The following is a 13,499-nucleotide window of genomic DNA, read 5'->3' on the forward strand; positions in this document are numbered from 1 at the left end:
TACTCGGACAGGTGACACCCTGATGGCGAACGAAGAGAAGCTCCGAGCGTATCTCAAGCGGGTCACGGCCGATCTGCAGGAGACCACCGAGCGTCTCCAGGCGGTCGAGAGCAAGGCTCACGAGCCGATCGCCGTTGTCGCCATGAGCTGCCGCTACCCCGGTGGCGTGACCGATCCGGACGGGCTGTGGGAGCTGGTGTCGTCGGGTGGCGACGGCATTTCCGGCTTCCCCGCCGACCGCGGCTGGGACTCCGACACGCCGGTGTACACCCGGGAGGGCGGATTCCTCTACGACGCCGGCGAATTCGACCCCGCGCTGTTCAAGATCGGGCCGCGCGAGGCACTGGCGATGGATCCGCAGCAGCGCCTGCTGCTGGAGGCGTCCTGGGAGGCGTTCGAAGGCGCCGGACTGGACCCGCTTTCGTTGAGCGGACGGCAGATCGGCGTGTTCGCGGGTGTCATGTACCACGACTTCGCGGCGCGGATGAAAAGCATTCCCGAGGACGTCGAAGGGTACTTGCTCACCGGCGCCGCCAGCAGTGTCGTGTCCGGGCGGGTGGCGTACTCGTTCGGCCTGGAGGGGCCGACCGTCACGATCGACACCGCGTGTTCGTCGTCGCTGGTGGCCCTGCACCTGGCCTGCCAGTCGCTGAGGAACGGCGAGTGCTCGATGGCGCTGGCCGGCGGGGTGACCGTCATGGTCACGCAGGGCACCTTCGCGGAGTTCAACCGGCAGGGCGGCCTCGCCGCGGACGGCCGCAGCAAGTCCTTCGCGGAGTCGGCCGACGGCACCGGCTGGGGCGAGGGTGTCGGCGTGGTGCTGCTGGAACGCCTGTCGGACGCGCACCGGCTCGGGCACCCCGTGCTGGCGGTGGTGCGAGGGTCCGCGGTCAACCAGGACGGCGCGTCGAACGGCTTGACGGCGCCGAACGGCCCCTCGCAGCAGCGGGTCATCCGGCAGGCCCTGGCGAGCGCGCAGCTGGTGCCCGGCCAGGTCGACGCCGTCGAGGCCCACGGCACGGGAACGACCCTGGGTGACCCGATCGAGGCGCAGGCCCTGCTCGCCACCTACGGCCAGGACCGCGAACGCCCGCTCTGGCTGGGCTCGATCAAGTCGAACATCGGGCACACCCAGGCCGCCGCCGGGATCGCCGGGGTCATCAAGATGGTGCAGGCCATCCGGCACGGGGTGCTGCCCCGGACGTTGCACGTGGACGAACCCTCGTCGCACGTGGACTGGGAGTCCGGTGCGGTCGAGCTGCTGACCGAGCGGCGGGAGTGGCCGGAGACCGGGCAGCCGCGCCGGGCCGGGGTGTCTTCGTTCGGCATCAGCGGGACCAACGCGCACGTGATCTTGGAGCAGGCCCCCACGCCGGCAGAAGCCGGCCCCGCCGCGGCGGGGCCCCCGGCCGTGTCTTGGGTCGTCTCCGGGCACACCGAAAGTGCGCTGGCGGAGCAGGCCGCGCGGTTGCTGTCGTGGGTCCGGGAGCGCCCGGACCTGGCATCGGTGGACGTCGGCTACTCGTTGGCGACGGGCCGGGCGGGTCTCGAGCAGCGTGCCGCGGTGGTCGGCGGGGACCGGGCGGCGCTGCTGGCGGGGCTGGAAGCGATCCGTGACGACCGGGCGGTGCCGGGTGTGGTGCGGGGGACTGCGTCGCAGTCGGTGCGTCCGGTGTTCGTGTTCCCGGGTCAGGGTGCGCAGTGGGTCGGCATGGCGACGGGCTTGCTCGAGTCCTCCGCGGTGTTCGCGGGTGCGATGGCCGAGTGTGAGCGGGCGTTGTCGAAGTGGGTGCCGTGGTCGCTGACTCGAGTGCTCGCCGATTCGGAGATGCTGGCGCGGGTTGATGTGGTGCAGCCGGCTTTGTGGGCGGTGATGGTGTCGCTGGCTCGCCTTTGGCAGGCGTGTGGTGTGCAGCCGGGCGCTGTTGTCGGGCACTCGCAGGGTGAAATCGCCGCGGCGTGCGTCGCGGGTGCGTTGTCGCTGGAGGACGGCGCGAAGGTGGTGGCGTTGCGGTCGTTGGCGATCCGGGCGCTCGCCGGGGGTGGGGGAATGGTGTCGGTCGCGTTGCCGGCCGACGAGATCCCGGACTGGGTTGCGGTTGCGGCGGTCAATGGTCCTGCGTCGGTGGTGGTGTCGGCGGATTCGGCGGGTGTGGAGAAGGTTCTGGCGTGGTGTGACGAGCAGGGTGTTCGTGCCAAGCGCATTGCGGTGGATTACGCGTCGCACTCGGTGCAGGTCGAAGAGCTGGAGAAGGAACTCGACACGGTGCTGGCGGGCATCAGTCCCCGTAGCGGGAGCGTGCCGTTCTATTCCACGCTGACCGGGAACTTGCTCGACACCAACGAACTCGATTCCGGCTACTGGTACCGCAACCTGCGCAATCCGGTCCTGTTCCACAATGCGACGGAGGCGTTGCTGGGTCAGGGACACACGGTGTTCCTGGAGATGAGCCCGCATCCGGTGCTGACGATGGCGCTCAGCGACACCTTCGACGCCGTGGGCAGTGACGCGGTGGCGTTGGGGACGTTGCAGCGTGACCGCGACGAGGCCACTCAGTTCCTCACCGCGCTCGCGCACGCCCACACCAAGGGCATCGTGGTCGACTGGGCCGCTTTCTACGCCGAGCACCAACCTCGCCGGGTCGACCTGCCGACCTACGCCTTCCAGCACGAACGCTACTGGATCGACCCCCAGCCCGAAGACTTCCCGAGTGCGGCGACCGACCCGGCGGAAGCGGCGTTCTGGCAGGCCGTCGAACGTGAAGACGTCGCGCTGGTGTCGGAAACCCTGGAAGTCGCCGCCGATCAGCCGCTGGCGTCCGTGTTGCGAGCCTTGTCGTCGTGGCGTCGCACGAGCCGGCAGAGGTCCATCGTCGACTCTTGGCGCTACCGGGTGACGTGGAAGCCGTTGACCGCATCCGCATCCCGGCTCGACGGCCCTTGGCTGGTCGTCGTGCCGGAGGGGGCCGGTTCGGACCGGCTCGTGCAGGACTGCCTGCCGGCGTTCGGCACGGCGCGCCTCGTCGAAGTGGCGCCGGGAGACGACCGGGCGTCGATCGCCCGATCCCTCGGGAACGTGCTCGAAGACGAGCGTGTTGTCGGCGGAATCCTTTCCTTCCTCGCCCTCGAAGCACGTCCGCACCCGGAGTCGACGGTCACGCCGGCCGGGTTCGCCGGCTCCGTCGCCCTGGTCCAGGCCCTCGACGACGCCGACGTCCGTGGTCCCCTCTGGATCGCGACGCAGGGCGCGGTCTCGGTGGGCCGCGCCGACCCGGTGACCGATCCCGCGCAGGCTCTGCTCTGGGGACTGGGCGGGGTGCTCGGAGTCGAGCAGCCGCGACGCCGGGGCGGTCTTGTCGACCTTCCCGAGACGCTCGGCTCACGGGCGGTTTCCTGGTTGCGATGGGCGCTTTCCGGTGTGTCCGGAGAGGACCAGCTGGCCATCCGCGGCTCGGGGGTTCAAGCGCGCAGGCTGGCCACCGCACCGCTGGGCGAGTCCGGGCCGGCTCGTTCCTGGCATCCACAAGGGACCGTCCTGATCACGGGCGCCACCGGGGCGCTGGGTGGTCACACCGCACGGTGGCTCGCCGGCCACGGCGCCGGGCACCTGGTGCTGGTGAGCCGCCGGGGTGCCGCCGCCGAGGGGGCCGAAACCCTCGCGGAGGAGCTGCGCGCGACCGGCTCTCGGGTCACCCTCGCCGCTTGTGACGCCGGCGACCGGGAGGCACTGGCCGAGCTGATCGCCGGGCTGCCCGCGCTGGATGCGGTCATGCACTGCGCGGCGGTGCTCGACGACGGCATGCTCGACACCCTGTCGGTCGAGCAGCTGGACCGCGCGCTGCGGGCCAAGGTCCAGTCCGCGCTGAACCTGCACGAACTCACCCGTGACCACGAGCTGTCCGCGTTCGTCCTGTTCTCTTCGATCGGTGGCCTGCTCGGTGGCGCCGGGCAGGGGAACTACGCGCCGGGCAACGCTTTCCTCGATGCGCTGGCCCACCACCGCCGGGCCCAAGGTCTGACGGCGACCTCCGTGGCTTGGGGACACTGGGCCGGCGGCGGCATCGGCGCGGGTGTCGTCGAGGAAGGCTTCAGCCGGGACGGCGCGGGTGCGATGGACCCCGCGCTCGCCTTGACCGCGCTGCAGGACGCGCTGGACGAGGACGAGACGTCCCTGGTCGTCGCGGACGTGCAGTGGGACCGTGGCACCGAACGCAGTGTGGACGCCCGGCCCGTCCCGCTCATCAGCGACCTGCCCGGTGTTCGCACGGCGTCGGGCACGATGGACCGTCCCCAGGAGCCTTCCGGCGTCGGACGGCGTTCTCTCGTCTCGAAGATGCTCGCCCTTCCGGAGCACGACCGGGCCGGCGTCCTGGTCGACCTGGTGATCGCCGACGCCGCGATCGTGCTCGGCCACGCCTCTTCGTCGACGGTGCACCCGGAACGGTCCTTCCAGGACCAGGGCTTCACCTCGCTGGGCGCGGTGGAGCTGCGGAACCGGCTCGAGCACGCGACCGGCGTCTCCCTGCGGTCCACCGTGGTCTTCGACTACCCGACCCCGGCCCGGCTCGCCGAGTACCTCCTGGCGGAGCTGCTCGGCACGGAGGAGCTCCTGGCCTCGGCGGACCCGGTCCGGGTCGCCGAGGACGGCGACCGGATGGCGATCGTGGGGATGAGCTGCCACTTCCCGGGCGGCGTCACGTCACCGGCGGAGCTTTGGGAGCTGCTGGCGGCGGGCGGCGATGCCATGGGCGGCTTCCCGGCCGACCGGGGCTGGCAGTTGGAGTCCCTGTACGACCCGGACCCGGCGAAGGTGGGCGCGTCGTACGTGTCCGAGGGCGGGTTCCTCCGCGACGCGGCCGCGTTCGACGCGAAGTTCTTCGGCATTTCACCGCGCGAGGCCCTGGCGATGGACCCGCAGCAACGGCTGCTGCTGGAGGCGTCCTGGGAAGCGGTGGAGTCGGCCGGCATCGACCCGGCCACCTTGCGCGGCAGCGCGACCGGGGTGTTCTGCGGAACCAACGGCCAGGACTACGGGCACCTGCTGTCCGGCGACGACGAGGCGACGGCCGGCTACCTCGCGACCGGCAGCTCGGCGAGTGTGCTGTCGGGGCGCGTGTCGTACGCCCTCGGGCTGGAAGGCCCCGCGGTCACGGTGGACACCGCGTGCTCGTCCTCGCTGGTGGCGCTGCACTGGGCCGCGCAGGCACTCGCGGCAGGCGAGTGCTCGCTCGCGCTGGTCGGTGGCGTCACCGTGATGGCCACGCCCGGGCTGTTCGTCGAGTTCAGCCGTCAGCGTGGGCTGGCGGCGGACGGCCGGTGCAAGGCGTTCGCCGAGGCGGCCGACGGCACCGGGTGGGGCGAGGGTGCCGGGATGCTGCTGGTCGAGCGGCTGTCCGACGCTCGGCGTCTCGGCCATCCGGTGCTCGCGGTGGTGCGCGGTTCCGCCGTCAACCAGGACGGTGCGTCGAACGGCCTGACCGCCCCGAACGGTCCCTCGCAGCAGCGGGTCATCCGGCAGGCGCTGGCCAACGCGCGGCTCGCCCCCGAGCAGGTCGACGCGGTCGAGGCGCACGGCACCGGGACCACTCTCGGTGACCCGATCGAAGCGCAGGCACTGCTCGCCACCTACGGCCAGGACCGCGAGCGCCCGTTGTGGCTGGGTTCGATCAAGTCCAACATCGGGCACACGCAGGCTGCTGCCGGTGTGGCCGGGATCATCAAGATGGTGCAGGCGATGCGGCATGGTTTGTTGCCGCAGACTTTGCACGTTGATGCGCCGTCGTCTCATGTGGACTGGTCGGCTGGTGCGGTGGAGTTGCTGACCGAGCAGCGGGAGTGGCCGGAGACTGGGCGGCCGCGTCGGGCTGGTGTGTCGTCGTTCGGGATCAGCGGCACGAACGCGCACGTGATCCTTGAGCAGGCTCCGGTGGAGGATGCCCCGCAGCCTGCGGAGGTCTCGCCGGTGGTGCCGTGGGTGGTGTCCGCTCACACCGGAGAAGCTCTGGCCGGACAGGTTGACCGGTTGCGTTCCTTCGTTGCTGCCCAGTCGCCGGTCGACGTCGGGTACTCGCTGGTGGCGGGCCGGTCGGTGTTCGATCACCGCGCTGTGCTGCTGGACGGCGACGAGGTTGCGTCTGGTTCGGTGGTGCCCGGTGGGGTCGGGGTGTTGTTCTCGGGTCAGGGTTCTCAGCGGGTGGGGATGGGCCGGGAGTTGTATGAGGCGTTCCCGGTGTTCGCTGATGCTTTTGATGAGGTGTGTGCGGAGCTGGATCGGCATCTCGATCGTGGTGTGCGGGATGTGGTGTTCGGCGATGGTGAGTCGCTCGATCAGACGGTGTACACCCAGGCCGGGTTGTTCGCGGTCGAGGTTGCGCTGTATCGGCTGGTGTCTTCGTGGGGTGTGCGGCCCGAGTATCTGGCTGGGCATTCGATTGGTGAGCTGAGTGCGGCTCATGTGGCTGGTGTGTGGTCGTTGGCGGATGCGGCTCGGGTGGTGGCGGCGCGGGGCCGGTTGATGCAAGCGCTGCCTTCGGGTGGGGCGATGGCGTCGATCCGGGCCACTGAGGCTGAGGTTCGTGCTGCGGGCATTGAGGTGGCGGCGGTCAACGGGCCGGCGTCGGTGGTGGTGTCCGGTACGCAAGAGGCCGTCGATTCGGTGGTGGCTCAGTTTGCTGCGGCTGGTGTGAAGACGAGCATGTTGCGGGTCAGTCATGCGTTCCATTCGGTGTTGATGGATCCGATGCTCGAGGATTTCCGTCGGGTGCTGGAGACGGTCGAGTTCGGGGAGCCGTCGACGCCGATTGTGTCGACGGTGACCGGGCAGGTCGCCGAGCTGTCCGAGCCGGGGTATTGGGTTGAGCAGGTTCGTCGGACGGTCAGGTTCGGTGACGCGGTAAGCACTTTGAACGAGTTGGGTGTTCGGACGTATCTGGAGTTGGGGCCGGGCGGGACGTTGTCGGCGATGGGCGCCGAAACTGCCTCCGAGGCCGTGTTTTTGCCGGTGTTGCGTAAGGACCGTGATGAGGTCCGGACGTTGGTCACCGCCGTGGCGGGGGCGTATGTGCGGGGTGCCGCGGTGGATTGGGCGCCGTTCGTGGCCGGTGGCGCGCGCGTCGAGCTGCCCACCTACGCCTTCCAGCACGAGCGGTATTGGCCGGAGCCCGCCGCACCCGTCACCGGCCGGGTTGAGGACGTCTTCTGGGATGTCGTGGAGCGCGAGGATCCCGAAGCGCTGGCGCAGACGCTGGGTTCGGGTGACCTCGAAGCCGTGAGCAGCGTGCTGCCGATGCTGTCGTCGTGGCGGCGGGGGCAACGCGACCACGCGCTGGTGGACAGGTGGCGGTACCGGGCCACCTGGACACCCGGCACGCCGACCGTGGCGGCTGCTGCCGCCGGGTGGTGGCTGGTGGTGACCGACGACCCGGCCGACGCGGTGGCCGACGTGCTGCGAGCGACCGGCACCGAGGTGGTGACCACCACGGTCGACGGGATCGAACAGGACCTCGACCGGCGTGGTGACGCCCCGGCGGGCGTGGTGTCGCTGGTGACTTCCGTGGAGCAGACGGTCCGGCTGGTGCGTCGCCTGGACGAGCTGCCGGCGCCGTTGTGGTGCGTGACCCGGGGTGCGGTCTCCACCGGCCGCGCGGACGCCGGTGTTGATCCGGAGCAGGCGCAGCTGTGGGGCCTCGGCCGCGTGGTGGCTTTGGAACACCCCCGGACCTGGGGTGGGCTGATCGACCTGCCCGCCACCCTCGATGCCCGCACCGGGGCCCGGCTGGTGTCGGTGCTCGGCGGAGCCGAGGACCAGGTCGCGATCCGGCCGAGCGGGATCTTCACGCGTCGGTTGAGCCGTGCCCCCGCCGAGGCGACGGCCCACCGCTGGGTGCCGCGGGGCACCGTCCTGATCACGGGCGGCACCGGCGCGCTCGGCGCTCACGTGGCCCGTTGGGCGGTCGCCTCCGGGGCTCGGGACCTGGTGCTGACCAGCCGTCGCGGTGTTGACGCGCCGGGGGCGGCGGAACTGGTCGCCGAGCTGGCAGCGGCCGGCGCGAAGGTGGCGGTGGTGGGGTGTGACATCGCCGATCCGGCCGCGGTGACCGAGCTGGTCGCGGGGCGGGACGTCACCGCCGTGTTCCACACCGCCGGTGTGGGCCAGGGATGCCCGGTCACCGGGATGGACGCCGCGGAGATCGAGCGGGTCATGGCGGCGAAGGTGCGCGGCGCCGCGAACCTGGAAACCGCGCTGGCGGACGTGGCCGTGGACGTGTTCGTGCTGTTCTCCTCGATCTCGGCGACCTGGGGCGCGGGCGGCCAGGGCGCCTACGCCGCGGCGAACGCCTACCTGGACGCGTTTGCCGAGCGTCGCCGTGGCCGCGGGTTGCCGGCGACCTCGGTGGCGTGGGGACCGTGGGCGGACGGCGGCATGGCGGAAGGGGAACCCGAAGCCGAACTCCGCCGCCGAGGCGTGACCGCGTTGTCCCCGCGGCACGCGATCGCCGCGCTGCAGCAGGCGCTGAACAACGATGACGTGACGGTCACCGTGGCCGACGTCGACTGGGATCGGTTCGCCCCGGCCTTCACGGCGATGCGGCCCAGCCCGCTGCTCAGCAGCCTCCCGGAAACGCAGGCGTCCCCAGCGGCGGCCTCGACCTCGACGTTCCGGAGCCGGCTCGCCGGCCTGCCGGAGTCCGACCGGGACCGGGTGGTGCTGGACCTGGTTCGCGGTGCCGCCGCGGCCGTTCTCGGGCACGCCGACCCGGCCGCGGTGGCGGGCGATCAGGCGTTCCAGCGGATGGGTTTCGACTCGCTGACCGCCGTCGAGCTGCGCAACCGGCTGACCGGCGAAACCGGCATTCCGTTGCCCACCACGCTGGTGTTCGACCACCCGACGCCGGTCGCCGTCGCGGGGTACCTCCGCGAGCAGGTTTCGGGTGAACGCCGGGACGTGGTGAGTGCCGTCTCCGGTGGCGTGAGCACCGACGAGCCCGTGGTCATCATCGGCATGAGCTGCCGCCTTCCCGGCGGCGTTGCGTCGCCGGAGGACCTGTGGGCGCTGCTGTCCGACGGCCGCGACGGCATCTCGGACTTCCCGGTCGACCGCGGCTGGGAGCCGGAGCTCCCGGAAAGCACGTTCGATCGCAAGGGCGGCTTCCTCCACGACGCCGGCCGGTTCGACGCCGAGTTCTTCGGGATCTCGCCCCGCGAAGCGGTCGCGATGGATCCCCAGCAGCGGCTCCTGCTCGAGGCGTCCTGGGAGGCGTTCGAACGCGCCGGCATCGATCCGGCGTCCGTGCGGGGCAGCCGGACCGGGGTGTTCACCGGTGCTTCGAGCCAGGGGTACGCGACCGGTGCGAGCGGCGCCGCCGACTCGGGCGGCGGTCACCTGCTGACCGGCAACGCGACGAGTGTGCTCTCCGGCCGGGTTTCCTACACCTTCGGCCTGGAAGGGCCCGCGATCACCCTGGACACGGCCTGCTCCTCCTCACTGGTCGCCCTGCACTGGGCGATCCAAGCCCTGCACCGAGGTGAGTGCAGCCTGGCGTTGGCCGGCGGTGTCACCGTGATGGCGACACCCGGCACGTTCGCCGAGTTCGACCGTCAGGGCGGGCTGGCCGCGGACGGCCGGTGCAAGGCCTTCGCGGACGCGGCCGACGGCACCGGCTGGGGTGAAGGCGTCGGCGTGCTGCTGGTCGAGCGGCTGTCGGACGCCCGCCGGCTCGGTCACCCGGTGCTGGCGGTGGTGCGGGGGACGGCCGTCAACTCCGACGGTGCCTCCAACGGCCTGACCGCCCCGAACGGGCCTTCGCAGCAGCGGGTGATCCGTGCGGCCCTCGCCGCCGCGCGGCTGTCGGCCGAGGAGGTCGACGTCGTCGAGGCCCACGGCACCGGCACCCGGCTCGGCGACCCGATCGAGGCGCAGGCCCTGCTCGCCACCTACGGCCAGGACCGCGCCGCGGACCGTCCACTGTGGTTGGGGTCCTTGAAGTCGAACATCGGGCACACCCAGGCGGCGGCGGGTGTGGCCGGGATCATCAAGATGGTCCAGGCGATGCGGCACGGGGTGCTGCCGCAGACTTTGCACGTTGATGCGCCGTCGTCCCAAGTGGACTGGTCGGCTGGTGCGGTGGAGTTGCTGACCGAGCAGCGGGAGTGGCCGGAGACCGGGGCTCCGCGTCGGGCCGGGGTGTCGTCGTTCGGGATCAGCGGCACCAACGCGCACGTGATCCTTGAGCAGGCGCCGGTGGCAGAGGAGGCACCGCGGCCCGCCGAGGTGCCGGCGGTGGTGCCGTGGGTGCTGTCCGCTCGCACCGGCGAAGCCTTGGCCGCGCAGGTCGAGCGGGTGCGTTCCGCCGTCGATTCCGCGTCTCCGCTGGACGTCGGCTACTCGCTGGTGACGGGCCGGGCGACGTTCGATCACCGCGCGGTGCTGCTGGACGGCACCGAAATCGCGTCCGGTTCCGTGGTCCCGGGAGGGCTCGCGGTGTTGTTCTCCGGTCAGGGTTCCCAGCGGCTGGGGATGGGCCGCGAGCTCTATGACACGTTCCCGGTGTTCGCCGACGCCTTCGACGAAGTGTGCGCGGAACTGGACCGGCATCTCGACCGCGGGGTGCGGGACGTGGTGCTGAACGACGGCGAGCTGCTGAACCGGACGATGTACGCGCAGGCCGGGTTGTTCGCCGTCGAGGTCGCGCTGTTCCGGCTGGTGGCTTCGTGGGGTGTCGGCGCGGATTACCTGGCGGGGCATTCCATTGGTGAGCTGAGCGCGGCCCACGTGGCCGGCGTGTGGTCTTTGGCGGACGCGGCCCGGGTGGTGGCCGCGCGGGGCCGGTTGATGCAGGCGCTGCCTTCGGGCGGGGTGATGGCGTCGATCCAGGCTTCCGAAGCCGAGGTCGCTGCGACGGGTGTCGAGATCGCGGCGGTCAACGGGCCGAGGTCGGTGGTGGTCTCCGGGGCGCAGGCCGAAGTCGAGGCCGTGGTGGCCCGGTTCGCCGCGGCCGGGGTGAAGACGACCATGCTGCGGGTCAGCCACGCCTTCCACTCGGCGCTGATGGACCCGATGCTCGAAGAGTTCCGCCGAGTGCTCGAAACCGTGGAGTTCGCAGAGCCGGCGCTGCCGATCGTGTCGACCGTGACCGGGCAGCTCGCCGGATGCTCCGAGCCCGGCTACTGGGTGGAGCAGGTGCGCCGGACGGTCCGGTTCGGTGACGCCGTGAGCACGCTGACCGACCTGGGGGTCCGGACCCATCTCGAGCTGGGCCCCGGCGGCACGCTGTCGGCGATGGGCGCGGACACCGCCGCCGATGCGGTGTTCCTGCCCGCCCTGCGCAAGGACCGCGACGAAGTCCGGACGCTGATCACCGCGATCGCGCAGCTTCACGTGCGTGGCGGCACGGTGGACTGGACGCCGCTCGTGGCCGGCGGCCGGCGCGTCGAGGTGCCGACCTACCCCTTCCAGCACGAGCACTTCTGGTTGACCGGGCCGGGCGCGGTGTCCGCTGTGGACGAAGTGTTCTGGGACCTGGTCGAGCGCGAGGACCCCGGAGCGCTGGCGCGGACGCTGGGCTCCGATGACCTCGACGCGGTGAGCTCCGTGCTGCCGATGCTCTCGTCGTGGCGACGCGGGCGACGCGAAAACGCACTGGTGGACGGGTGGCGGTACCGGGTCACCTGGACACCGGTCACGCCGGCCACGCCGGCGGCGGCCGCGGGGTGGTGGCTGGCGGTCACCGAGGATCCGGCCAACGCGGTGGCCGAGGTGCTGCGGGCCGCCGGCGCCGAGGTGGTGACCACCACCGTCGACGGGATCGAACAGGCACTGGGCGAACGTCGTGACACCCCGGCGGGCGTGCTGTCCTCGGTGGCCTCCGTGGCGCAGGCGGTCCGGCTGGTGCGACGCCTGGACGACCTGCCGGCGCCGTTGTGGTGCGTGACCCGGGGTGCGGTGTCCACCGGCCGCGCGGACGCGGCCGCCGATCCCGGCCAGGCGCAGCTGTGGGGCTTGGGGCGGGTGGTGGCGCTGGAGCACCCCCGGAACTGGGGCGGTTTGATCGACCTGCCCGCCACCCTCGACGCCCGGGCCGGCGCCCGGTTGGTGTCGGTGCTGGGCGGAGCGGAAGACCAGGTCGCGATCCGGGACGGCGGGGTCTTCGCCCGCCGGCTGAGCCACGCCCCCGCCACCACCGGGGCGAGCGGGTGGACGCCGCGGGGCACGGTCCTGATCACCGGTGGCACCGGCGCGCTGGGGGCGCACGTCGCCCGCTGGGCGGTGGGTGCCGGTGTCCGGGACCTGGTGCTGACCAGCCGCCGCGGTGTTGACGCGCCGGGGGCGGCGGAACTGGTCGCCGAGCTGGCAGCGGCCGGCGCCCGGGTGGCCGTGGTGGGGTGTGACATCACCGATCCGGCCGCGGTGACCGAGCTGGTCGCGGGGCGGGACGTCACCGCGGTGTTCCACACCGCCGGTGTCGGGCAGGCGTGCCCGGTCGCCGGGATGGACGCCGCGGAGATCGAGCGGGTCATGGCGGCGAAGGTGCGGGGCGCGACGAACCTGGACACCGCGCTGGCCGGGGCGGCACTGGACGCGTTCGTCGTGTTCTCCTCGATCTCGGCGACCTGGGGTGCGGGCGGGCACGGCGGGTACGCCGCGGCCAACGCCTACCTCGACGCCTTCGCCGAGCAGCGTCGCGAACGCGGACTGCCGGCGACTTCGGTGGCCTGGGGCCCCTGGGCGGACGGTGGTCTGGCCGCGGGGGAACCCGAAGCCGAGCTCCGCCGCCGTGGGGTGACCGCCCTGCCGCCGCGGCACGCGATCACCGCACTGCAGCAGGCACTCGCCGCCGGGGACGTCACCGTCACGATCGCCGACGTGAGCTGGGACCGGTTCGCCCCGGCCTTCACGGCGATGCGCCCCAGCCCCCTCCTCGGCGACCTCCCGGAAACACAGGTGTCCCAGGACACCACCCCCACGACGACGTTCCGGACGAGCCTCACCGGCCTGCCGGAGTCCGAACAGGACCGGATCGTGCTGGACCTGGTCCGCGGTGAAGCGGCGAACGTCCTCGGGCACACCACAGCCGAGCCGGTCAAGCCGAAGCGGGGATTCACCGAACTGGGCTTCGACTCACTGATGGCCGTCGAGCTGCGGAACCGGCTGATCAAGGCGACCGGGCTGCCGCTGCCGACCACGGTGATCTTCGACTTCCCGACCTCCGTCGCGCTCGCGAAACACCTGCGGGCCGAACTGGTGCCCGCGGTGGCCGCCCAGGCGTCGGTCGTCGACGAGATCGACCGGCTCGAACACCTGCTTTCCACGGTCTCGCCGGCTGAAGCCGACGACGCCGACATCACGAAACGGCTGGAGAACCTCATGGCCAAGTGGGCCCGGACCCGGGTGCACACCGCGCCGGACATCGTCGGTGGCGAGCTCGAATCGGCGACCTCCGAAGAGGTCTTCGACATCATCCAGCGTGAGTTCGGGAAGTCCTGACCCGATGGACACGCGA

1 protein-coding gene is annotated in these 13,499 nt (G+C 71.7%); it reads left to right on the forward strand.

Annotated features, from left to right (window positions below; translation table 11 throughout):
* Positions 1-19: 19 nt before the first annotated feature.
* Positions 20-13,483, forward strand: coding sequence for a type I polyketide synthase (locus ACLJQE_RS24430; protein ID WP_410641771.1), 13,464 nt, complete (start codon positions 20-22; stop codon positions 13,481-13,483).
* Positions 13,484-13,499: the final 16 nt, after the last annotated feature.

It is taken from the genome of Amycolatopsis sp. lyj-346, assembly GCF_046548975.1.
In the GTDB taxonomy this organism is placed as follows: Bacteria; Actinomycetota; Actinomycetes; order Mycobacteriales; family Pseudonocardiaceae; genus Amycolatopsis.